This is a genomic window from Enterobacter cloacae complex sp. IR5384 (assembly GCF_049237265.1).
Classification (GTDB): Bacteria; Pseudomonadota; Gammaproteobacteria; order Enterobacterales; family Enterobacteriaceae; genus Enterobacter; species Enterobacter cloacae.
Genome location: NZ_JBMKHJ010000001.1, coordinates 298,911 through 322,987, shown reverse-complemented (window position 1 = coordinate 322,987; position 24,077 = coordinate 298,911). Strand labels below are relative to the sequence as shown.

17 protein-coding genes, 1 pseudogene and 1 CRISPR repeat array (1 of these 19 only partly in view) are annotated in these 24,077 nt (G+C 56.5%); of the genes and pseudogenes, 8 read left to right on the top strand and 10 right to left on the bottom strand.

Translation table 11 applies throughout. The features are described from left to right. The first annotated feature begins 114 nt into the window (after positions 1-114). On the top strand, positions 115-1,956 hold the full coding sequence (locus ACOTX3_RS01595; protein WP_013097339.1) for a glycoside hydrolase family 19 protein: 1,842 nt from the start codon (positions 115-117) through the stop codon (positions 1,954-1,956). Between the two features lie 96 nt (positions 1,957-2,052). On the opposite strand, the gene ACOTX3_RS01590 is transcribed toward ACOTX3_RS01595, so the two are convergent. From ACOTX3_RS01590 to poxB, 4 genes are all read right to left on the bottom strand, one after another. Then, positions 2,053-3,066 carry an NAD-dependent epimerase/dehydratase family protein gene (locus ACOTX3_RS01590; RefSeq protein WP_013097338.1) on the bottom strand — a complete coding sequence of 338 codons (1,014 nt, stop codon included), beginning with the start codon at positions 3,064-3,066 and terminating at the stop codon, positions 2,053-2,055. Between the two features lie 92 nt (positions 3,067-3,158). Further along, a complete protein-coding gene (locus ACOTX3_RS01585) occupies positions 3,159-4,595 on the bottom strand; it encodes an SDR family oxidoreductase (protein WP_058679288.1) in 1,437 nt (478 codons plus the stop codon). Positions 4,596-4,605: 10 nt separating this feature from the next. Next, complete coding sequence (ltaE, locus tag ACOTX3_RS01580) at positions 4,606-5,607, bottom strand: low-specificity L-threonine aldolase (protein ID WP_058679287.1); 1,002 nt, start codon at positions 5,605-5,607, stop codon at positions 4,606-4,608. Positions 5,608-5,645: 38 nt separating this feature from the next. Further along, positions 5,646-7,364, bottom strand: coding sequence for a ubiquinone-dependent pyruvate dehydrogenase (gene poxB / locus ACOTX3_RS01575; protein WP_058679286.1), 1,719 nt, complete (start codon positions 7,362-7,364; stop codon positions 5,646-5,648). Positions 7,365-7,516: 152 nt separating this feature from the next. On the opposite strand from poxB, the gene ACOTX3_RS01570 reads away from it, so the two are divergent. Next, the gene (locus ACOTX3_RS01570; RefSeq protein ID WP_058679285.1) at positions 7,517-7,951 is read left to right on the top strand and encodes a DoxX family protein; all 435 of its coding nucleotides are present in this window, start codon (positions 7,517-7,519) and stop codon (positions 7,949-7,951) included. Positions 7,952-8,009: 58 nt separating this feature from the next. Here the strand turns inward: ACOTX3_RS01570 and hcr are convergent, their stop codons facing one another. From hcr to aqpZ, 4 genes are all read right to left on the bottom strand, one after another. Beyond that, positions 8,010-8,978 carry an NADH oxidoreductase gene (hcr, locus tag ACOTX3_RS01565; RefSeq protein ID WP_058679284.1) on the bottom strand — a complete coding sequence of 323 codons (969 nt, stop codon included), beginning with the start codon at positions 8,976-8,978 and terminating at the stop codon, positions 8,010-8,012. 10 nt (positions 8,979-8,988) lie between these two features. After that, positions 8,989-10,641, bottom strand: a complete 1,653-nt coding sequence (gene hcp, locus ACOTX3_RS01560) for a hydroxylamine reductase (RefSeq protein WP_023622157.1) — start codon at positions 10,639-10,641, stop codon at positions 8,989-8,991. Positions 10,642-10,785: 144 nt separating this feature from the next. Beyond that, positions 10,786-11,685: a lysine exporter LysO family protein gene (locus ACOTX3_RS01555; RefSeq protein WP_013097331.1), complete on the bottom strand. Its 900-nt coding sequence runs from the start codon at positions 11,683-11,685 to the stop codon at positions 10,786-10,788. 157 nt (positions 11,686-11,842) lie between these two features. Continuing rightward, positions 11,843-12,538 (bottom strand): aquaporin Z, encoded by a 696-nt coding sequence (gene aqpZ / locus ACOTX3_RS01550; protein ID WP_013097330.1) that lies wholly within the window; start codon positions 12,536-12,538, stop codon positions 11,843-11,845. Positions 12,539-12,909: 371 nt separating this feature from the next. Between aqpZ and ACOTX3_RS01545 the strand changes: the two genes are divergently transcribed. Beyond that, on the top strand, positions 12,910-14,568 hold the full coding sequence (locus tag ACOTX3_RS01545; RefSeq protein ID WP_013097329.1) for an ATP-dependent endonuclease: 1,659 nt from the start codon (positions 12,910-12,912) through the stop codon (positions 14,566-14,568). On the opposite strand, the gene ACOTX3_RS01540 is transcribed toward ACOTX3_RS01545, so the two are convergent. Then, positions 14,565-15,521: a VirK/YbjX family protein gene (locus ACOTX3_RS01540; protein WP_048971423.1), complete on the bottom strand. Its 957-nt coding sequence runs from the start codon at positions 15,519-15,521 to the stop codon at positions 14,565-14,567. The genes ACOTX3_RS01545 and ACOTX3_RS01540 overlap by 4 nt on opposite strands. A gap of 159 nt (positions 15,522-15,680) precedes the next feature. On the opposite strand from ACOTX3_RS01540, the gene macA reads away from it, so the two are divergent. Together macA and macB are read left to right on the top strand one after the other, a co-directional pair. Next, complete coding sequence (macA, locus tag ACOTX3_RS01535) at positions 15,681-16,796, top strand: macrolide transporter subunit MacA (protein ID WP_058679282.1); 1,116 nt, start codon at positions 15,681-15,683, stop codon at positions 16,794-16,796. Beyond that, the gene (gene macB, locus ACOTX3_RS01530; RefSeq protein WP_020689930.1) at positions 16,793-18,733 is read left to right on the top strand and encodes a macrolide ABC transporter ATP-binding protein/permease MacB; all 1,941 of its coding nucleotides are present in this window, start codon (positions 16,793-16,795) and stop codon (positions 18,731-18,733) included. Before macA ends, macB begins: the two co-directional genes overlap by 4 nt. A 70-nt stretch (positions 18,734-18,803) precedes the next feature. Here macB and cspD read toward each other — a convergent pair whose 3' ends face one another. Further along, a complete protein-coding gene (cspD, locus tag ACOTX3_RS01525) occupies positions 18,804-19,025 on the bottom strand; it encodes a cold shock-like protein CspD (protein WP_008499993.1) in 222 nt (73 codons plus the stop codon). Positions 19,026-19,292: 267 nt separating this feature from the next. On the opposite strand from cspD, the gene clpS reads away from it, so the two are divergent. The 3 genes and pseudogenes from clpS (at position 19,293) to ACOTX3_RS01510 (ending at position 22,826) form a co-directional block, all read left to right on the top strand. Next, positions 19,293-19,613 carry an ATP-dependent Clp protease adapter ClpS gene (gene clpS, locus ACOTX3_RS01520; RefSeq protein ID WP_006174393.1) on the top strand — a complete coding sequence of 107 codons (321 nt, stop codon included), beginning with the start codon at positions 19,293-19,295 and terminating at the stop codon, positions 19,611-19,613. 27 nt (positions 19,614-19,640) lie between these two features. Beyond that, on the top strand, positions 19,641-21,920 hold the full coding sequence (clpA, locus tag ACOTX3_RS01515) for an ATP-dependent Clp protease ATP-binding subunit ClpA (RefSeq protein ID WP_023622164.1): 2,280 nt from the start codon (positions 19,641-19,643) through the stop codon (positions 21,918-21,920). Between the two features lie 478 nt (positions 21,921-22,398). Beyond that, a pseudogene (locus tag ACOTX3_RS01510) lies at positions 22,399-22,826 on the top strand (hypothetical protein). Between the two features lie 175 nt (positions 22,827-23,001). Beyond that, positions 23,002-24,077: direct repeats of the CRISPR family, unit length 28 nt; unit sequence GTTCACTGCCGTACAGGCAGCTTAGAAA (it continues 634 nt past the right edge of the window).

Below are 24,077 nucleotides of genomic sequence, written 5' to 3'. Positions count from 1 at the left end.
CCCACCCGTATTCTTCAGAAAATGAAAAGCAGCTGTCTGAAGTTTATTTATTAACGGATTAATAAATGAATTTAGATTTATTTAACTTTATCGAAATTAACAGGAATAACCGAGATGAATAAAAGGACATTACTGAGCGTGCTTATTGCCGGTGCCTGCGTAGCGCCGGTGATTGCTCAGGCCACCATGCTGAAGGCGGAAAGCAGTGTGCCTTACACCATGAAAGCCAGCGATCTGGCTAAAAAGGAAAAAGAGCTCACCGATTTCCCACTGATGAAATCCGTGAAGGATACCATCCGTACGCTGGACAATGCTCAGGTCGAGCAGATTGAGCCAGGCCGTGCAGCCAACCCGGTAAACGTGAAACGCGTTGAAGGGATCCTTAAAGAGAGCGACTGGGAATACCTGTTCCCGCTGCGCGCGAAGGATTACAGCTACAGTAACTTCCTGAAAGCCGTGGGTAAATTCCCGGCGCTGTGTGATACCTACAACGATGGCCGCGACAGCGAAGCTATCTGCCGTAAAGAGCTGGCAACCATGTTTGCTCACTTCGCACAGGAAACCGGCGGCCACGAAAGCTGGCGTCCGGAGCCGGAATGGCGTCAGGCACTGGTCTATGTGCGTGAGATGGGCTGGAGCGAAGGCCAGAAGGGCGGCTATAACGGGGAGTGTAACCCGGACGTCTGGCAGGGTCAGACCTGGCCGTGCGGTAAAGACAAAGATGGCGACTTCCTGAGCTACTTTGGCCGCGGCGCTAAGCAGTTGTCTTACAACTACAACTACGGTCCATTCTCTGAAGCAATGTACGGCGATGTCCGCACGCTGCTAGACAAACCTGAGCTGGTGGCCGACACCTGGCTGAACCTGGCGAGCGCCATTTTCTTCTTCGCCTATCCACAGCCGCCAAAACCAAGCATGCTTCAGGTTATCGACGGCACCTGGCAGCCGAACGACCACGATAAAGCCAATGGTCTTGTCCCTGGCTTTGGCGTGACCACCCAGATCATCAACGGCGGCGTAGAGTGCGGTGGCCCGACTGAAATTGCCCAGTCTCAGAACCGTATCAAATACTACAAAGAGTTCGCTAACTACCTGAAAGTCCCTGTACCGGCTGACGAAGTGCTTGGCTGTGCCAACATGAAGCAGTTCGATGAAGGTGGCGCAGGCGCCCTGAAGATCTACTGGGAACAGGACTGGGGATGGAGCGCGGATACCCCTGATGGCAAGACCTACGCTTGCCAGCTGGTGGGTTACCAGACGCCATTTAGCGCGTTCAAAGACGGCGACTACACCAAGTGTGTACAGAAGTTCTTTAACGTGAACATCGTTAACGACGACGGTTCCGCGGTCGTGCCGGATGAAACACCGGCTCCTGCTCCAGCCCCGTCTGAAGATGAGACGCCAGCGCCGACACCAACACCGGATGAAACCCCGGCACCTGTGCCAGACGACATCCCGGCGGTGGTAAATCATGCGCCAGTAGCGCAGATTGCTGGTCCGATCGGTGCGGTTGAAGCCGGTGCGCAGGTCTCCCTGAGCGCAGAAGGCTCTACCGACGAAGACGGCAACAAGCTGACCTACACCTGGCGTTCCCAGGACGGCCAGACCGTTACCGGCGACGATAAAGCGGTGGTGACCTTCAACGCGCCTGAAGCCGCGACGGCGCAGCAGTATGAAATCAGCCTGACCGTCAGCGACGGCGAGCTGAGCAGCACCACCACATACCTGCTGAACGTAAAAGCCAAAGCAGCCACCCCGTCTCAGGACGAAGGCACTTCCGGCTCTTACCCGGCGTGGAGCGCGAACAGCAAGTACAGCGCAGGCGATATCGTGAACAACCACGGTAAACTGTTCCAGTGCAAACCGTTCCCGTATAGCGGCTGGTGTAACAACGCACCAATGTACTATGAACCAGGCGCAGGTCTGGCATGGTCTGAGGCCTGGACGGCATTATAAACAGCAAACGGCAACCGAAAGGTTGCCGTTTTAATCTTTACTCCCTCTCCCTGTGGGAGAGGGCCGGGGTGAGGGCATCAGGCCGCACCCAATTAACTACCGATGCAACTTCCCATGGTCCCGCAGCCACGCCGCGGTGCGCACAATCCCTTCATCCAGCGTCACAATCGGCTTATACCCCAGCTCATTCTCCGCGCGCGAAATATCCAGCGTGAAATCAAAATTCAGCTTCGACACGCCGTAATGCGTCAGCGCAGGCTCTTTGGCGGTTTTGCTGCCAAAACGCTCCATGCTGCGGGCAATCATATCCAGCATGGGATAAGGCACCGAGCGAATGCGGCAGTCGATGTGCAGCTCGTCGATCAGGCGCTGCACAATGGTGCGAAGGCGGCAGGGTTCGCCGTTGGTAATGTTATACGCGCGACCGGACGCCAGCTTATCGCTGTCTGGCTGGCTCGCCAGCCACATGGCGTACACGGCATTTTCGTAATAAGTCATGTCCACCAGCGCATCACCGCCGCGCGGCAGCAGCACGCTGCCGTAGTGGTGCATCATCTGCGCCAGGCGTGGAATAAACACTTTATCGTGCGGTCCGAAAAGACTTTGCGGACGCAGGATCGTAAAGCGCGTATGCGGGTTCGACTGCGCCAGCAGGTCGATCACCTCTTCGCTGGCCGCCTTGCTGCGGGCAAACTCACAGGCAAAACGGGCCGGACGGAACGTTTCCTGGATATCCCGGTGGTGGTGATAGTCGAAGTAGAGCGACGGGGATGAGATATGAATAAAGTTACGCACGCCCCAGGCAACGGCCCACTCGCCCAGACGGCGCGTGGCGCGCACGTTGGCGAGATCGAAGGCTTCCTGGGTTCCCCACGGAGAGGTAAAACTGGAGCAGTGCCACAGGGTGTCGATTCCGGCGAGCATCACTTTCGCCTGAGAGGAGACCAGCTCCGTCAGGTCGGCATGGACAAACTCTGCGCCCATTTTTTGCAGCAGCTTACCCATCGCCTCGTTGCGACCGGTAGCCCTGACGCTAATGCCTTTGTTGCGCAGAAATTCGACCGCATTTCGGCCTAAGCCGCTGGTCGCCCCGGTAACCAGTACCTTCATAACAATCCACTGAGTTGAAAAGAATTTCGTGCGCATTCTTTCGTGAATTACGGCGGGTTGCAATGGGAAAGGTGAAAGAAAGCGAGTTTTATTTAGTTCTTTTCCGTTTTTTGTTCTGCCAGTTGCGCAATCCGTTTTGCCATCCCGCGGAAGATAAACAGATGTGCGGGGATCATCAGTAACCAGTAGAACAGACCGGGCATCCCATGTGGGTGCCACCAGGCGCGGACGTCCAGTTCACGGCAATCGCCTTTGTCTTTCAGCGTGAAGCAGAGCCGTCCCAGCCCTGGCGCTTTCATGCCGAACAGCAGCGCCAGCTGTTTTTCCGGTTCGACGATGATGACTTTCCAGCTGTCGACCGTATCACCCACTTTGAGGTACGGCTGCGCAGGGCGGCCTTTCGCCAGCCGGTGGCCCACCAGCAGATCCATCGCTCCGCGTGTCTGCCAGAGAATATTGCCGAAGAAATAACGCTCTTTGCCGCCGATCTGGTTCACCACCTCCCACAGCGATGCCAGGCTGGCCGAGGTTTTCACCGTGCAGCCCGCCTGTTTCGGGTAATAACCGTACTCCGGCCGCCAGCGGGCAAACGCCTGCGCGTCGTAGCCCCAGTCGCTGGAGTTCACCAGCTTCTCTTCTTCTTTCAGGGTATGGCGTACCGCGTCGTCAAAACGGATCAGCGTTTGCGGAATTAATGCGCGCAGTTCGCCATCGTCCGCCAGCAGATCGTGCTTCAGCCCCTGGATCAGCGCTTTCGCTGTCGTCGGCGGCACCGAGGTAATAACGTTTAAAAACCACACGGAGATCCAGCGGGTCGGGAAGGGAACGGGGATGAGCCAGCGTCGGCGGCCGCTGACGCGCATAAAATGCTCGAACTGTTCCTGATAGCTCAACACCTCCGGCCCCGCGGCCTCAAGCACGCGGTGCCGTTCGGCGGGATGGTCCAGCAGCGCCACCAGGTAATGCAGCAGGTTTTCCAGGGCAATCGGCGTGGTGCGCGACCGCACCCAGCGCGGTGGGGTGAGCACCGGCAAGTTGTACACCATATCGCGCATCACTTCGAAGGCGGCAGAGCCCGCGCCGACGATGATCCCCGCCCGCAGTTCGGTGACGGGGATATCCGCACTGCGCAAGGTGTCCGCGGTAAGCTGACGGGCGCGCAGGTGGTCTGACTGCTCATTTTCGGGCACCTGGAGCGAGCTTAAAAAAATCACCTGCTTAACCGGCGTTTGCCGCAGGGCATCGCGGACGTTCAGGGCCACCTGACGTTCGTGGGCGATAAAATCGCCGCCTTCGCCCATGCTGTGCACCAGGTAATACAGCGTGTCGACCTCTTCCAGCAGCGCGGGCAGCGACTCTGGCCAGTTAAGGTCGACGTTGTGGCAGGTGACGCCTGGCAGGTTTAGTTTTTGCAGGCGTTCCGTGTTGCGTGCCGCCGCCAGCACCTGATGCCCCTGCTGGCTTAACGCCGTGGTCAGATGCTGACCGATATACCCGCTGGCACCGAGCACCAGAATACGTTGCGGCACGTTCTGCTCCTTAACGCTGTAAAAACGCCTGCCAGTGTTTCACGACGTCCAACAGCTGCTCGCGGCTGACGTCGAGATGCATCACCAGACGCACAACGGGTGACGCGTTGATCAGTACGCCACGCGCTTTCATGAACTCCCCAAGCGCAGCGGCGTGCTCATCACCCACGCGAACAAACAGCATGTTGGTGTCGTGTCGCATCACGTCGGCGCCAATTTCACGCAGTTGCCCGGCCATCCACGCGGCGTTGTCGTGATCGTCCTGCAGACGTGCCACGTTGTTTTTAAGGGCATACAGACCCGCTGCGGCCAGAATACCGGCCTGGCGCATGCCGCCGCCGGTCATCTTGCGCCAGCGGTTGGCGCGTTTGATGTAGTCCGCATCGCCCACCAGCAGAGAACCCACGGGGGTGCCCAGCCCTTTTGAGAGGCAGATGGTGAACGAGTCACAATACTGCGTAATCTCGTTCAGCTCGCAGCCGTAGGCCACCACGGCGTTAAAGATTCGTGCGCCGTCCACGTGCAGGCCGAGCCTGCGCTCGCGGGTAAATTCCCACGCCGCTTTAAGGTACTCGCGCGGCAGGACTTTACCGTTGTGGGTGTTTTCAAGGCTGAGTAATTTGGTGCGGGCGAAGTGGATGTCGTCGGCTTTGATTGTTGCGGCGACCTTGTCGAGCGGGAGAGTGCCGTCCGGTGCGGCGTCGATCGGCTGCGGCTGAATGCTGCCGAGCACCGCCGCGCCGCCCGCTTCGTACAGGTAGTTATGCGCTCCCTGGCCGACGATGTACTCTTCACCGCGTTCGCAGTGGCTGAGCAGCGCCACCAGGTTGGCCTGCGTTCCGGTGGGCAGGAACAGGGCGGCCTCTTTACCGCTGAGTTCTGCGGCATAGCGCTGCAGTTCGTTGACCGTTGGATCGTCACCGTAGACGTCGTCCCCGACCGGGGCGGCCATCATCTCTTCGAGCATGGCGCGACTCGGACGGGTAACGGTATCACTGCGTAAATCAATCATTTCACATCCCTTTATTTTAAGAGGTCATGCGAAATGTTTTACCTGAGCCAGTTAGTTTTTGCCAGTTCGATCACTTCATCGCCGCGGCCGCTGATGATCGCCCGCAGCATGTAGAGGCTAAAGCCTTTGGCCTGCTCCAGCTTGATCTGCGGCGGGATGGCCAGCTCCTCTTTGGCGACCACCACATCCACCAGCACCGGGCCGTCGATGGAAAACGCCCGTTGCAGAGCTTCATCCACCTCGGAGGCTTTCTCCACGCGGATACCGGTTATGCCGCAGGCTTCGGCAATGCGGGCGAAGTTGGTGTCGTGCAGCTCGGTGCCGTCCGTCAGATAGCCCCCGGCCTTCATCTCCATCGCCACAAAGCCCAGCACGCTGTTATTGAAGACCACGATTTTCAGCGGCAACTTCATCTGCACCACCGACAGGAAATCGCCCATCAGCATGCTGAATCCGCCGTCACCGCACATCGCCACCACCTGACGCTCCGGGGCGGTGGCTTTGGCGCCCAGCGCCTGCGGCATGGCGTTGGCCATTGAGCCATGGTTGAACGAGCCGAGCAGGCGGCGTTTGCCGTTCATCTTCAGGTAGCGTGCCGCCCAGACGGCTGGCGTGCCGACGTCACAGGTAAAGATGGCATCGTCGTCCGCGAAGTGGCTGATCTGCTGCGCAAGATACTGCGGGTGGATCGCTTTGTCGCTCGGTTTGGCGAGTTCGTCCAGCCCCTTACGCGCATCGCGGTAATCGCTCAGGGCTTTGTCGAGGAATTTACGATCCGTTTTCTCTTCCAGCAGCGGCAGCAGGGCGGCAAGGGTGGATTTAATGTCGCCCACCAGCGCCATATCGACCTTGCTGTGTGCACCGATGCTGGCCGGGTTAATATCGATCTGAATGATTTTGGCATCCGTCGGGTAGAACGCGCGATAGGGGAACTGGGTACCGAGCAGGATCAGCGTGTCGGCATTCATCATGGTATGGAAGCCGGACGAAAAACCGATCAGCCCGGTCATGCCCACGTCGTAAGGGTTATCGTACTCAACGTGCTCTTTGCCGCGCAGGGCATGAACAATTGGGGCTTTTAGCTTACCTGCAAATTCAAGGAGTTCCTTGTGCGCGCCAGCACAGCCGCTGCCGCACATCAGGGCGATATTGCTGGCGTAACGCAGCAGTTGCGCCAGTTTTTTCAGCTCCTCTTCAGCTGGGGTAACGACCGGCTGGGGGGCGTGATACCAGTGGGTGCTGGCCCCTTCGGGCGCAGCCTTGAGCGCCACATCCCCCGGGATCACGACCACAGAAACACCGCGGTTCAGCACCGCCTTGCGCATGGCTATCGCCAGAACCTGCGGGATCTGCTCCGGCGAGGACACCAGCTCGCAATAGTGGCTGCATTCACGGAACAGCTCCTGCGGATGCGTCTCCTGAAAATAGCCACTGCCGATTTCAGATGAGGGAATATGGGCGGCAATTGCCAGCACCGGCACGTGATTGCGGTGACAGTCGAACAGCCCGTTAATCAGGTGCAGGTTCCCTGGGCCACACGACCCGGCGCAGACGGCCAGCTCCCCGGTGAGCTGTGCTTCGGCCCCGGCGGCAAAGGCGGCGACCTCCTCATGACGGGTCGGCATCCATTCAATGGTTTTCATCTTGTTGAGGCTGTCGCTCAGCCCGTTCAGTGAATCGCCGGTTACGCCCCAGATACGTTTTACACCTGCCTGTTCAAGGGTCTTCGCTATGTATGCAGCCACGGTTTGTTTCATGGTTGTCCGTCTCCTTTTTGTGATATCGCTTACAAGCTTAGAAGAAAGTCACTGTATTGCCTGCACAATACCCCTCATTTCAGGGTGGTTTTCACCGGCAATGATTCGGCATAATCTGGCGACAGATTGGGTGAAAACGGGAATCATTTCAGATGGTTAAATCATTGTTAATTGTTGTAAACGAAAAGCTAACGTGCGACGATCTCGGCAAACTCTTGTTACGACTTGCCGTCGGTGGGCTGATGTTGTTTCACGGATTACACAAGTTATTTGGCGGTGTGGGCTTCATCAGCGGCCTGCTGGTGGAAAAAGGGCTGCCGGGGTTTATTGCTTACGGCGTATTGATTGGCGAAGTGGTGGCTCCGATCCTGATTATTGTCGGCCTCTTTACGCGCCCGGCGGCGCTGGTACTGGCGTTTACCATGATTGTGGCATGGCTGATGGTGGGCACGGGCAAAACCTTTGCACTCGATGCCGTCGGTGCGTGGGCCATTGAGAGCCTGGTGTACTTCTTTATCGGCTCGCTGGCGGTGGCGTTTTTAGGGGCAGGGCGGTACGCGGTAGGGAAAGGTCCTGCGTGGCGATAGGGCAAAAAAAGCCCGGTGGCGCTGGCGCTTACCGGGCCTACAATGACACGTTTAACGATTACGCGAGCACAAGATCGCCCTGCGGATGACATGAGCACGCCAGCACATAACCTTCAGCAATTTCTGCATCGGTCAGCGTCATGGTGCTGGTCACGCTGTACTCCCCGGAGACTACCTTCGTTTTACAGCAACCGCATACGCCCGCACGGCAGGCAGCTACCACCGGCACCTTATTGCTTTCCAGCGCCTCCAGCAGTGTGGTGCCCACGCGGCCAAAGAAGGTTTGTGCCGGTTGCAGTTTGGTGAACTGAATCCCGCTGGTTGCCGCCTCTGCCACCGGCGTGAAGAACTGCTCTTTGAAGAAGCGGGTTACGCCCAGGGCTTTCGCTTCCTGTTCCACAATCTCCATATACGGTGCCGGGCCGCAGGTCATCACCGTACGGTTCGCTATATCGGGCACGCGTTGCAGCAGCTCGCGGCTCAGACGTCCCTCGACAAAACCGTGAGTCGCGTTGTGCTCTGCCACCAGCGTCACCGGATAGTTGTGCCACTCATCGGCAAAGATCACATCGTCCGGCGAGCGCACGCTGTAGATCACCTGCACGTCAGCCTGCGGGCGGTTTTTGGCCAGCCAGCGACGCATTGACATGATCGGCGTGACGCCACAGCCTGCGGCCAGCAGCAGGAATTTATCTTCGCTTTTGTCGTCACAGGTAAATTCCCCCTGAGCGTCAGACAGCCAGATGTAATCCCCGCGCTTGACGTCACGCGTGAGCCACTGCGAGCCTGCACCGTCATCGATGCGGCGGATAGTGAGCGTAATGTATTCGCTCACGCCCGGCGTCGAGGAGATCGTATAGGCGCGCAATGTGTCCGCGGAGTTGCGGACGCTGACCAGCGCATACTGACCGGCACGGTACGGGTAGTAGTCATGGCACAGCAGCGACAGCGTCCACACATCCGGCGTCTCCTGCTGGATGTGATGAACCTGCATCCGCCACGGGCACTGAGAGGTTGGCATGGTCATGAAATACTCCTTACGCGCTCAGCAGTTGCTGCATATCTTCTTCTACGGTGGTCACGGAACGCAGACCGAATTTCTCGTTCAGCACGGCCAGCAGGTCCGGCGTCAGGAAGCCTGGCGCGGTCGGGCCGGTGACGATATTGGTTACGCCCAGAGAGAGCAGGGTCAGCAGGATCACAATCGCTTTCTGCTCGAACCAGGAGAGCACCAGCGACAGCGGCAGATCGTTCACGCCGCAGCCCAGTTTCTCCGCCAGCGTGACCGCCAGAATGATGGCTGAATAGGCATCGTTACACTGACCAGCATCCACCAGACGCGGCAGCCCTTCAATGTTACCGAAGTCCAGCTTGTTGAAACGGTATTTACCGCAGGCCAGCGTCAGGATCAGGCAATCTTCCGGCACGCGGGTGGCGAAATCGGTGAAGTAGTTACGCTCACCGCGCGCGCCGTCACAGCCGCCAATCAGGAAGATGTGGCGCAGTTTTTCACGGCTGACGAGGTCAATCAGCGAATCTGCGGCGCCGAGCAGCGTTTCGCGGCCAAAGCCAACGGTGATGAGGTGCGGAATTTCGCTGTACGGGAAGCCTGCCATCTGCTGCGCCTGGGCGATCACCGGACCGAAATCGTCACCTTCAAGGTGGCTCACGCCCGGCCAGCCGACGATGCTGCGGGTCCAGATGCGGTCATCATACGCGCCGACGGTCGGGTCGATGATGCAGTTAGAGGTCATCACAATTGGGCCCGGGAAGCGGGCGAACTCAACCTGCTGATTCTGCCAGCCGCTGCCGTAGTTCCCGATCAGATGTTTGAATTTACGCAGTTCCGGGTAGCCGTGTGCGGGCAGCATTTCGCCGTGGGTATAGACGTTAACGCCGGTGCCTTCGGTCTGCTTCAGCAGGTTGTAGAGATCTTTCAGGTCGTGGCCGGAGATGAGAATACATTTGCCTTCGGTCGCTTTTACATTGACCTGCGTGGGCGTTGGATGACCGTAGGTGCTGGTTTCACCGGCATCCAGAATGCTCATCACTTTGAAGTTCATCTGGCCGATTTCCATGGAGCACTCAAGCAGCGCATTCATATCGGCAGGCCAGGTGCCCAGCCACGCCATGATTTTGTGGTACTGCGCGTAGATGTCGTTATCGTACTGGCCAAGCACGTGCGCGTGCTCCATATAGGCTGCGGCACCTTTCAGGCCGTACAGGCACAGCAGGCGCAGGCCGAGAATGTTCTCGCCAATCGCCGCTTTGTCTTTGTTCGGGGTAAATTCTGCGGCCTGACGCTGTAATTCGCCCAGGTCGTCACTCACCAGCTGCAGTTCTGACATCGGGTTGTCCACGCGGGCGCTGGCATCGGCATTCAGGCACTGCGCTTTCAGCGCTTCGCGCAGGGCAATCGCTTCACGGGCGTACCCGACAATGCGCGGCGAATCAAAGTTAACGTTAGTCAGCGTGGAGAAAAAGGCGCGCGGCGCAAAGCTGTCTACGTAGTGGTCGACAATACCGTACTCGCGGGCTTTGAATGCCCAGGCGGAAAGCCCCTGCAGGGCAGCAATCAGCAGATCCTGCAGGTCTGATGTTTCTGCGGTTTTACCGCACATACCCTGCGCGTAAGAACAGCCATTGCCTGCCGGGGTACGGATAGTTTGTTCACATTGCACACAAAACATAATCACACCTGTTAAAGTTATATTTGATATACATGTTTAAGGTTATGCCTGTGTCCGGGCGGTGAAAAGGGCTTTTTTTGACAAAGTAGAGGGAGATTGATTTAGCGCAATTTTGGCGGCAGGAACCCTACCGCCAGAGAGGTATCAGGCGGAGAAAAAGGCCATCAGAACAGGCACCAGCAGGCTCAGAATAAAGCCGTGTACGATGGCGGCGGGCACCATTTCCAGCCCGCCAGAGCGTTGTAATACCGGCAGGGTAAAGTCCATCGACGTCGCCCCGCTCAGACCCAGCGCGGTAGAGCGGCTGCGGCGAACCAGACCCGGGATCAGCATGATGGCGATTAACTCCCGCGCCAGGTCGTTAAAGAAGGCGGCGCTGCCAATAACAGGGCCAAACGACTCGGTTAGCAGAATACCGGAGAGGGAATACCAGCCAAATCCGGAGGCCATGGCCAGGCCGGTTTTGAGCGGCAGGTCGAGAATCAAGGCGTTAATGACGCCTGCTACCATTGAACTGGCGACCACAATAACGGCAACAATCATTCCCCGACGATTCAGGACAATCTGTTTCAGGGTCATGCCATTATTGCGTAACTGGATACCAATAAGGAACAGCAGGAAGATCAGGGTATATTCGCTGGCTTCTGTGGCGTGCTGCAAAAAAGGCCATCCGGTGAGCCCAAGGACAAAACCGAGCACCACGACGCCGCACAGTTTTAATGATTCCAGCGCCATCGCAATTCGGGAAGGCAGTTTTTCCTGATGGTGATGGTTTTTCCACGGAATAGTGCGTTCAAGCCAGAATAAGGCGGCGATATTGCAGAGCAAAATAACCACAACAGTGACCGCAGAATAATGCAGGATGGAAAGCAGATTGGTCGCCAGGTTATCCAGAAAGGCCAGGCTAATCCCCATAAAGAACAGAATGACGTAAACAATCCAGCTGAGAAAACGGTTGATAAGCCGTAATGCCGATGCCTGATGCAGCGGGATAAGATAGCCCACAATCAGGGGCAGCAGAATAATGAGGAGTCCTGAGAACATGAACAACCGGTCCTTGTGAGTAGCTGTTGAGCGCCAGAGACACTACCCAATAAAGGCTGTTCAGTAAAGCGGCAAAAGAAAGCCGGGTGGCGGCTGCGCCTTACCCGGCCTGTTGCCCTCACCGTGGCCCTCTCCCACAGGGAGAGGGAGGGAAAGATTAATCGCGTTTTTCCAGCAGGGTGCGATACAGCACGCCGCCCAGAATACCGCCGACGATCGGCATTACCCAGAACAGCCACAGCTGCTCAAGTGCCCAACCGCCCTGGAAGATGGCGACGGCGGTGCTGCGCGCCGGGTTCACCGAGGTGTTGGTCACCGGAATGGAGATCAGGTGAATAAGCGTCAGTGCCAGACCAATGGCGATAGGCGCGAAGCCCGCAGGGGCGTATTTGTCGGTCGCGCCGTGGATCACCAGCAGGAAGCCGGCGGTCAGCACAATTTCAATCACAATGGCAGAGAGCATAGAGTAGCCGCCAGGCGAGTGCTCACCGAAGCCGTTGGAAGCAAAACCGCTGGCTGCGGCGTCAAAGCCGGCTTTACCGCTGGCAATCACGTACAGCACCGCGGCAGCAATAATACCGCCCACAACCTGAGCGACAATATAGCCAATGACCTCTTTGGCCGGGAAGCGACCACCAGCCCATAAGCCTAATGTCACGGCCGGGTTAAAATGACCACCGGAAATATGTCCTACGGCGAAGGCCATGGTTAATACCGTTAAACCAAATGCCAGCGCGACGCCGACAAAACCAATGCCGAGTTCCGGAAATGCTGCTGCCAGAACGGCACTACCGCAGCCACCAAACACCAGCCAGAATGTACCAAAGCATTCTGCTGCTAATTTTCTGAACATAACCACCTCAATTAACTACCGCACGCTTTCCCGCGCGCGGGATATATCGTCATAAAGGGATGACGACTCAAAGAGCCATTATTTTAGAAACCAACAACACCCCTTCGCCACTTAAATAAATTCGGATAATTTGATTTAAGGCAATGTGATGTCAATCCTTGTTCAAACTGGAGGTGAATAGATCATAGTCCAATTTGCGGGCGATAGTTTGTGGTGCTATTGAGACTATTTCAAATGAAACCTTGCACGTAAATTCTGAATTTTTCGTGCTGAGACAAAATAATCAGGAGGCCTGACAGTGTTCTGTGCGGCATCCTCCCGCTATACTGCTGATAACTTAAAGGAAAAAGTGATCATTTCTCGGGGGATGTATGCTTCTCGAACGTGTGGAAATTGTCGGGTTTCGCGGTATAAACCGTCTGTCACTCCAGCTGGAGCAGAATAACGTCCTCATCGGCGAGAACGCCTGGGGTAAGTCCAGCCTGCTGGACGCGCTGACGCTGCTGCTTTCGCCCGAAGGCGATTTGTATCACTTCGTTCATGATGATTTCTGGTTTCCGCCCGGCGATGTCAACGGCCGCGAGAAGCATCTCCATATCATTCTGACGTTCCGCGAATCCGAGCCGGGGCGTCACCGGGTGCGTCGCTTCCGCCCGATGTCACCGTGCTGGGTTCAGAGCGACGATGGCTTCCACCGTATTTTTTATCGTCTGGAAGGCGAGATGTCAGAGAATGAAGGGGTGCTGACCCTGCGTGAATTTCTCGACCAGAAAGGCAACCCCATCCCGCTGGACAATATCGACGAGCTGGCCCGGCATCTGATTCGTTTGATGCCGGTGCTACGCTTGCGCGATGCGCGTTTTATGCGGCGTATCCGTAACGGTACCGTGCCGCATATGCCGGAAGTAGAAGTCACCGCCCGCGAGCTTGATTTCCTGGCACGCGAGCTGGTTTCGCGTCCGCAAAATCTCACCGATGGGCAAATCCGCCAGGGGCTCTCTGCCATGGTACAACTGCTGGAGCACTATTTTTCCGAGCAGGGAACCTCGCAGTCGCGCCATCGTCTGATGCGCCGTCGGTCCCATGATGAGCAACGAAGCTGGCGCTATCTCGATATCATTAACCGGATGATCGACCGGCCCGGCGGACGCACTCATCGGGTGATTTTGCTGGGGCTATTTTCCACCCTTCTGCAGGCCAAGGGAACCGTCCGTCTGGATCGCGATGCGCGTCCGCTGCTGCTGGTGGAAGATCCGGAAACACGTCTGCACCCCATCATGCTCTCCGTTGCCTGGCACCTGCTGAATCTGCTGCCGCTTCAGCGCATTACCACCACCAATTCCGGCGAGTTGTTGTCGCTGACGCCGGTCGAGTATGTTTGCCGCCTGGTGCGTGAATCATCGCGCGTTTCTGCTTACCGGCTGGGGCCGGGAGGGATGAATGCCGAGGATGGTCGCCGTATTGCGTTTCATATCCGCTTTAATCGCGCCTCGTCGCTTTTTGCCCGCTGCTGGCTTCTGGTGGAGGGGGAAACCGAGACCTGGGTCATCAACGAGCTGGCGCGCCAGTGCGGCCACCATTTTGATGCGGAGGGGATTAAGGTCATCGAGTTTGCGCAGTCAGGGTTAAAGCCGCTGATCAAATTCGCCCGGCGGATGGGCATAGAATGGCACGTGCTGGTCGACGGCGATGAGGCGGGTAAAAAATACGCATCCACCGTGCGCAGCCTGTTGAACGATGAGCGAGAAGAAGAGCGGGATCATTTAACCATGCTGCCCGCCATGGACATGGAGCACTTTATGTACCGCCAGGGGTTCGATGACGTGTTCCACAGGATAGCGATGGTGCCGGTTGATGTGCCGATGAACATGCGGCGCGTGATCGCCAAAGCGATCCACCGCTCTTCAAAACCGGATTTAGCCATTGAAGTGGCAACAGAAGCAGGGCGGAGAGGGATCGAATCGGTGCCTACGCTGCTGCGTAAAATGTTCTCCCGCGTCCTGTGGCTGGCACGCGGGAAAGCCGATTAACGCCGGGTTGCCTGGGTGACCTGCTCCGTCAGGCTATCCAGCAGCTCATAGCGGCGACGATATTCCGCGCGTTTTTTACTGGCAATCTCTTCCATGGACTTACGCGGCATGGCAAGCGGCAGTTCAAAGTTACCGTTATCCTGTTTGTGTCCGCCGAGGGAGATCCAGAAGCTGTCGTAATCCGCCAGCAGTTTCCCCTCTTTTTTCTTGCGATATCGCCAGCTGCGATAGATGTGGGTGGCATTACTCACCGCCACAATCTGCTCCACCGGGAAGGCGCTGCCAAGCGTCATGACAGCTTCAACCAGCAGTCGTTTCGGGAAAAGGCCATGGCACGCCTTGGTTGCCTTCTGGATCAGCTCATGCGGAACGTGGGCTTTCGCCCCCTGCAGACCGCCGATAAAGAGTGTGCTTTTGCCTTCAAACGGGCACAGCGTAAACGTTATTTCCGCCAGCACGGTATCCTGATGGTCACTGAAAAAGAGGGTAGCTTCTCCCTCTTTATCCAGGAACGCATCGGCGCACAACCGAACGGTAAACTGCTGTTCATCCTTACCGGTTAAGGTCAGGAGCGTCACGCCCTGCTTAGAAAGATAGCCTTTGAGCAGCGCGGCCGGCAGGTGGTGACTCATGGTCTGGTAGTGCCAGTTCAGGGCTTCCAGCGCATGCGGGCGATCCATATTCACGGTCAGCCAAGGGCGATGCAGGCGACAGGGCAGGCCAGGCTGGACCTGCAGCATTTGCATCAAACGGGGCTGCTTTGCCAGGCTTGAGAGCAGACGTGCGGTGCTGAGCGGCGTCGCCAGCGTGCGAAGCGCAAACTTACGTCGATAGGCGGGATTTTGCCATGCCAGGCCCGGCGTAATGGCGCCAGTGACCAGGCTTTTAAACAGCTGCCAGCCGGATTTAGGCTGCGACAGAGTGGAATACGGTGTATCGACGATGGAAGACATGTGAGATCCTGCTTCTTATGGAATGGCGTTATTTCAGCAGGCCCTTTGTCAACGTTGTGTCAACAAATCCAGGCATTTCCTGAATTCAGGGGTTTCGTTGAGGAGTGGTTTAGATAGAATCGACGTTGATGTAAGCCAGAATAATTATTTGGAATATTTATGAACCTTAAGGGAAAACGCAGAAAGTGGTTTCTGCTGCTGGCGATAGTGGTGGTAGCGGCCGCATACTGGTTATGGCAAGTGCTCAACGCGCCGGTTCCGCAGTATCAAACGCTGATCGTCCGTCCGGGTGAATTGCAGCAAAACGTGCTGGCGACCGGCAAACTTGATGCGCTGCGCAAGGTTGACGTGGGCGCACAGGTTAGCGGGCAGTTAAAAACGCTGTCCGTTGAGATTGGCGATAAGGTGAAAAAGGGGCAGCTGCTCGGCGTTATCGACCCGGAACAGGCTGAAAACCAGATCCGGGAAGTGGAAGCCACGCTGATGGAGCTGCGCGCGCAGCGTGCGCAGGCGCTGGCGGAACGTAATCTTGCCCAGGTGACCCTGACGCGTCAGCAGGCGCTGGCCAAAACGCAGGCGATCTCGAAACAGGATCTCGACACGGCCGCCACCGAACTGGCGGTGAAACAGGCGCAGATTGGCACCATTGACGCGCAAATCAAGCGCAACCAGGCCTCGCTGGATACGGCGAAAACCAACCTCGATTATACGAAGATTGTGGCGCCCATGGCCGGGGAAGTGACCCAGATCACCACGCTTCAGGGTCAGACGGTGATTGCCGCCCAACAGGCGCCGAACATTCTGACGCTGGCGGACATGAGCACTATGCTGGTGAAAGCGCAGGTTTCCGAGGCGGATGTTATCCATCTTAAGCCGGGGCAGAACGCCTGGTTTACCGTACTGGGCGATCCGCAGACGCGCTATGAAGGCGTGCTGAAGGACATTCTGCCCACGCCGGAAAAAGTGAACGATGCGATCTTCTACTATGCCCGTTTTGAAGTCCCCAACCCGCAGGGCGTGCTGCGTCTGGATATGACCGCGCAGGTCCATATTCAGCTGACCGGCGTCAAAAACGTGCTGACCGTTCCGCTCTCTGCGCTGGGGGAATCCGCCGGGGATAACCGCTATAAGGTGAAGGTGCTACGCAATGGCGAAACGCGCGAGCGTGAAGTGGTGATTGGCGCACGCAACGATACCGACGTGGTGGTGGTGAAAGGGCTGGAAGAGGGTGACGAGGTAGTCACCAGCGAAACCCTGCCCGGAGCGGCGAAATGACGGCGTTGCTTGAGCTGACTGATATTCGTCGCAGCTATCCGTCGGGCGATGGTCCGGTGGAGGTGCTGAAGGGCATATCCCTGCGCGTGGAAGCGGGCGAGATGGTGGCGATTGTTGGCGCGTCGGGTTCCGGTAAATCGACGCTGATGAACATTCTTGGCTGTCTGGATAAACCGACCAGCGGTACCTACCGCGTGGCCGGAACGGACGTTTCCACTCTGGACGGCGACGCGCTGGCAAAGCTGCGTCGGGAACACTTCGGCTTTATCTTTCAGCGTTACCATCTGCTCTCTCACCTGAGTGCGGCGCAGAACGTGGAGGTCCCGGCGGTCTATGCAGGCGTGGAGCGCAAGAAACGCCTTGCGCGGGCGCAGGCGCTGTTAACGCGTCTTGGCCTGGCGGAGCGGGTAGATTATCAGCCCTCGCAGCTTTCTGGCGGTCAGCAGCAGCGCGTGAGTATTGCCCGTGCGCTGATGAACGGCGGGCAGGTGATCCTGGCCGATGAACCCACCGGAGCGCTCGACAGCCATTCCGGTGAAGAGGTGATGGCGATCCTCCATCAGCTTCGCGATCAGGGGCACACGGTCATTATCGTGACTCACGATCCGCAGGTGGCGGCGCAGGCTGAGCGCATTATCGAGATCCACGACGGCGAGCTGGTGAGCAACCCGCCGCCGCGTGCGTCCAGAGCGGCCGCGCCAAAAGAAGCCTTGCCTGCTGCAACCGGCTGGGGACAGTTTTCCAGCGGTTTTCGCGAGGCGCTGACCATGGCCTGGCTGGCGATGGCGGCCAATAAAATGCGCACCCTGCTGACCATGCTTGGGATCATCATCGGTATTGCATCGGTGGTGTCGATTGTGGTGGTGGGCGATGCAGCCAAACAGCTGGTGCTGGCGGATATCCGCGCTATCGGGACCAACACCATTGACGTCTATCCCGGGAAAGACTTTGGTGATGACGAACCGCAGTATCAGCAGGCGTTGAAATACGACGACCTGGCGGCCATTCAGAAACAGCCGTGGGTCAATTCGGCGACGCCTGCCGTGTCGCAAAACCTTCGCCTGCGCGTGGGTAACGTGGACGTTGCCGCCAGCGCGAACGGCGTCAGCGGAGATTATTTTAACGTCTACGGCATGACCTTCAGCGAAGGGGCGACCTTCAACGCCGAACAGCTGGCGGGCAGGGCGCAGGTGGTGGTACTGGACGCGAACTCGCGCAGACAGCTCTTCCCCAATAAAACCAACGTCGTGGGCGAAGTGATCCTTGTAGGGAACATGCCAGCCACCGTGATTGGCGTGGCGGAAGAGAAGCAGTCCATGTTTGGTAGCAGCAAGATCCTGCGGGTCTGGCTACCGTACAGCACCATTTCCGGGCGGATTATGGGGCAGTCGTGGCTGAATTCCATCACCGTGCGCGTGAAGGAGGGCTACGACAGCGCGCTGGCCGAACAGCAGCTTGAGCGGCTCTTAACCCTGCGTCACGGGAAGAAGGATTTCTTCACCTGGAATATGGACGGCCTCTTGAAAACGGCGGAAAAGACCACACGTACTCTTCAGCTGTTCCTCACGCTGGTGGCGGTGATTTCGCTGGTCGTTGGCGGTATCGGGGTAATGAATATCATGCTGGTCTCGGTGACGGAACGTACCCGGGAAATTGGTATTCGCATGGCGGTTGGGGCCAGAGCCAGCGACGTGCTGCAGCAATTTTTGATTGAAGCGGTGCTGGTGTGTCTGGTGGGCGGCGCCATGGGGATTGCGCTGTCGATGATGATCGCCTTTGCCCTGCAGATTTTCTTACCCGGCTGGGAGATTGGGTTTTCACCGGTGGCCATTCTTACCGCATTTTTATGCTCGACCTTTACCGGCATCTTGTTTGGTTGGCTGCCGGCCCGCAACGCGGCGCGGCTGGATCCGGTGGATGCGCTGGCTCGGGAATAACCCGAAAATAAAAATGCCAGCCGATCGGGCTGGCATTTTGACTGCAGGATGTACACAATAAAACAGAGAGCTAAGCAACCGTTTCTGCTTCAATCGGTACGATAAGGCTTGCGTGATTGCCTTTGGGTCCCTGATGTACATCGAACCGGACGGACTGCCCGGCTTTGAGCGTTCTGTAACCATCCATCTGAATGGTGGAATAGTGAGCGAATATATCCTCGCCGCCGCCTTCGGGGCAGATGAAGCCAAACCCTTTGGCGTTGTTGAACCACTTAACAGTACCCATTTCCATGCTTCGACATCCTTCGTAAATCTTATAAGTTAAGATGGAATGAACCGGTGGTGGAGTGGGGGCTGTTCAAAACCTCGCCATCTCACGCTTGTACAATTTAGAGAATCGAAAGACATCGTCAAGCGTTTGGCGCTGGAGATGGGACAATAATCAACCAAAGTTTGAAGCAGTTAACGCTATTGCAACAGTTTGTGACAGACATCGCGGATGACAGTAATAGATGATTGTTATCTAACATCTGAGGTAGATTCAAAGTGGTTATGCAAAATGGGTAAGACCAACGACTGGCTGGATTTTGACCAGCTGGCGGAAGACAAAGTGCGTGACGCGCTAAAACCGCCATCTATGTATAAAGTTATGTTAATGAACGATGATTACACGCCGATGGAATTTGTTATTGACGTGCTACAAAAGTTCTTTTCTTATGATGTAGAACGTGCAACGCAACTGATGCTTACCGTTCATTATCGTGGCAAAGCTATCTGCGGCATCTTTACCGCCGAGGTGGCAGAAACCAAAGTGGCGATGGTGAACGACTATGCGAGGGAGAACGAGCATCCGTTGCTGTGTACGCTGGAAAAGGCCTGATAAGGCATAAAATTGGGGGAGGTGCCTATGCTCAATCAAGAACTGGAACTCAGTTTAAATATGGCTTTCGCCAGAGCGCGTGAGCACCGACATGAGTTTATGACCGTCGAGCATTTACTGCTCGCACTGCTTAGCAACCCATCTGCCCGCGAAGCGCTGGAAGCCTGCTCCGTGGATCTGGTGGCGCTACGTCAGGAACTCGAAGCCTTCATCGAACAAACGACACCGGTGCTGCCAGCCAGTGAAGAAGAGCGCGACACACAGCCGACGCTCAGCTTCCAGCGTGTGCTGCAGCGCGCGGTATTCCACGTCCAGTCTTCCGGACGTAGCGAAGTGACGGGCGCAAATGTCCTGGTCGCCATCTTCAGCGAGCAGGAGTCGCAGGCGGCCTACCTGCTGCGCAAACATGAAGTCAGCCGACTTGATGTGGTTAACTTTATTTCCCACGGCACGCGCAAAGACGAGCCTAACCAGGCATCGGATCCCAGCAATCAGGTCAATAACAATGAAGAGCAAGCAGGCGGGGAGGATCGTATGGAAAACTTCACCACCAACCTTAATCAGCTTGCTCGCGTTGGCGGTATCGACCCGCTGATTGGTCGCGATAAAGAGCTGGAGCGCGCGATTCAGGTGCTGTGCCGTCGCCGCAAAAATAACCCGCTGCTGGTGGGGGAATCGGGCGTGGGTAAAACCGCGATTGCCGAAGGTCTCGCCTGGCGCATTGTGCAGGGCGACGTACCGGAAGTGATTGCCGATTGCACCATCTACTCGTTGGATATCGGCTCTTTGCTGGCGGGCACCAAATACCGTGGTGATTTTGAAAAACGCTTCAAGGCGCTGTTAAAACAGCTGGAGCAGGATACCAACAGCATCCTGTTTATCGATGAAATTCATACCATCATCGGTGCGGGTGCCGCTTCGGGTGGGCAGGTGGACGCCGCTAACCTGATCAAACCGCTGCTCTCCAGCGGCAAGATCCGGGTGATTGGCTCGACCACTTACCAGGAGTTCAGCAACATTTTTGAGAAGGATCGTGCCCTGGCACGTCGCTTCCAGAAAATCGATGTCACTGAACCGTCCGTCGAGGAAACGGTGCAGATCATCAACGGCCTGAAACCGAAGTATGAAGCGCACCACGACGTGCGTTACACCGCGAAAGCGGTGCGTGCGGCGGTGGAGCTGGCGGTGAAATACATCAACGATCGTCATCTGCCGGATAAGGCGATTGACGTGATTGACGAGGCAGGGGCGCGTGCGCGTCTGATGCCAGCCAGCAAGCGTAAGAAAACCGTCAACGTGGCGGATATTGAGTCCGTAGTGGCTCGTATCGCGCGCATTCCTGAGAAGAGCGTTTCTCAGAGCGATCGCGACACGCTGCGTACCCTTGGCAATCGTCTGAAGATGCTGGTCTTTGGTCAGGATAAAGCCATTGAGGCCTTAACCGAAGCGATCAAGATGGCCCGTGCCGGACTGGGGCATGAGCATAAGCCTGTCGGTTCGTTCCTGTTCGCCGGTCCAACCGGTGTCGGGAAAACCGAAGTAACGGTGCAGCTCTCCAAAGCGCTGGGCATTGAACTGCTGCGCTTTGATATGTCCGAGTATATGGAGCGTCACACCGTCAGCCGTCTGATTGGTGCGCCTCCGGGATACGTGGGCTTTGACCAGGGCGGTCTGCTCACCGACGCGGTGATCAAGCATCCACATGCGGTACTGCTGCTCGATGAAATCGAGAAAGCACACCCGGACGTGTTCAACATCCTGCTGCAGGTGATGGACAACGGGACGCTGACCGACAACAACGGGCGCAAGGCGGACTTCCGTAACGTGGTGCTGGTGATGACCACTAACGCCGGTGTCCGTGAAACCGAGCGCAAATCCATCGGCCTGATCCACCAGGATAACAGCACCGATGCGATGGAAGAGATCAAGAAGATCTTTACGCCGGAGTTCCGCAACCGTCTGGACAACATTATCTGGTTCGATCACCTGTCTACCGAGGTGATCCATCAGGTGGTAGACAAGTTCATCGTCGAACTGCAGGTTCAGCTTGATCAGAAAGGCGTGTCGCTGGAAGTGAGCCAGGAGGCCCGCAACTGGCTGGCTGAGAAAGGCTACGACCGTGCGATGGGTGCCCGTCCGATGGCGCGTGTGATTCAGGATAACCTGAAGAAACCGCTGGCGAACGAACTGCTGTTTGGCTCGCTGGTGGACGGCGGCCAGGTGACAGTGGCGCTGGATCAGGCGAAGAACGAACTGACGTACGATTTCCAGAGTGCGGCGAAGCACAAGCCGGAAGCGGCTCACTGATTTCTTACGTAGGTCTAAAAACCGGGCAATAGCCCGGTTTTTTTATGCCTGCTTTTCTGCCTCTCCCAGTGGGAGAGGGGCGGGGTGAGGGTAACAGGGTTGTCGTTTTTAGTGTTTTCTCCCTCTCCCTGTGGGAGAGGGCTGGGGTGAGGGCATCATGCCGCAGAGGAATTTTGCGAGGCGCTTTCCAGATTCTTTCGAAGTCAGTTGCTGGATAAATCCACAGTAATAAAATGGCGGCGCACCTGCAAAATCAGGTGTCAGGATTGGCGTCCTGAAAGTGTGTGAGCAGCAGTAATGCTGCAGGCTTCGTTCGCCCTAAGGAAAAGGGTATAATTCTGCATCTGGCGGGCGAATCGGAAGCTTCTTTTGAAGCGCCAGTAGCACACACACTGGTACGCCAATTCCTTTTCGTCCGCCGCCAGCGAATTGGCGTTTCCTGCGGTGGTAAATTCAAAGTGTGTGAAGGAATTACCCAATGAATACAGAAAACAATTTCGCCCATTTATACAGTGAACTCTCCCTCAGCCCCGATCTCCCAACCCTCGCCAAACGCTGCAAACTGCTCACCGAAATCCTCCTCGATTGCAAATCCCTCCCACAAACGCAGCCCGTATGCCATATCTGGAGGAAGTGAAAACCGGCCTCACAGAATCAATGCGTGATTTTCAGGTAGTGGAATTTGAGGACGACGCGGAGCAACCGCGACAAAAAGAGTGGTTGCTGGAGGATACCGAAACGAAATGCGACTACTGCCGGGCGTTAAACCATGTGTTGCTGGTGTCGCATGTTGACCGCGATATGTTGCCGCACCTGACGGGACTGCTTCATGACATTACGCATTCAATGGCGGCAGATGTCTTTGCACCTCAACATTCAGAAAAGATAATGCACATTATTTCCTGAGTGCGCTCTGAGGCATCGGGGAAGCTCCTCTGACGCCAATGGTTTAACCCTTTTTTTGATGTGCACGTAATTCATTGATTTATATGGTTCGGATTTACGTTTCTGAAAAAAAGGTTTTATGCGCAAAAGTTGATTATTTTCTTTTCTAACAATAAGATGGCGTTGTTTCCTTTCAGTTCACTGCCGTACAGGCAGCTTAGAAAAGTTATCCCAAACAAGGCGATTTGGCACCGAGAGTTCACTGCCGTACAGGCAGCTTAGAAATACAGCCTCACCCCGTCAGGGAACGACCAGGCGTTCACTGCCGTACAGGCAGCTTAGAAAACCCCGCACGCTGCGCCGCTCCTTGACCCTCCGTTCACTGCCGTACAGGCAGCTTAGAAAAGTAAAAATCATATTTCGTCTGGCGGGAGAACGTTCACTGCCGTACAGGCAGCTTAGAAAGCTGCACCGTATCTACCTCAGCCCCCACCAAAGTTCACTGCCGTACAGGCAGCTTAGAAAATGCTGGAAAGGAAGGCTGGCAGAAATGCAGTGTTCACTGCCGTACAGGCAGCTTAGAAATGAGTCGCGATTCAGTTCTCGGGAGAACATGAGTTCACTGCCGTACAGGCAGCTTAGAAAAGCGAGGTGTTCACGTTGGCGTATGCACGCTGGTTCACTGCCGTACAGGCAGCTTAGAAAGATAAACAGATGGAGCACCGGTAGCCGGGTGAGTTCACTGCCGTACAGGCAGCTTAGAAAAACAATGCCGGAGAGCTTGCTTATGAGGCTACGTTCACTGCCGTACAGGCAGCTTAGAAACACGCGGCGAGGTGAGTCAGTAATACCGCCGCTGTTCACTGCCGTACAGGCAGCTTAGAAAGTGTCAGCCTGGGCGGAAAGTGGCTGTGTGCCGTTCACTGCCGTACAGGCAGCTTAGAAAGCGCAGCTCCGGCAACCGGGCGCCGCGCCATCGTTCACTGCCGTACAGGCAGCTTAGAAAGGAAGCGCACTCACCAGTTTGATTTAGCGACAGTTCACTGCCGTACAGGCAGCTTAGAAAGCAAATACAAGCACCGCTGGAAGTGTGCGCAGGTTCACTGCCGTACAGGCAGCTTAGAAATGACAATATCCAGATGCTTGCCAGCACCTACGGTTCACTGCCGTACAGGCAGCTTAGAAACTGCCCTGACATTGCACCGACCTGCTCAAGGTGTTCACTGCCGTACAGGCAGCTTAGAAAATCGCCGCCGCTTCGAGCCGCTGCGC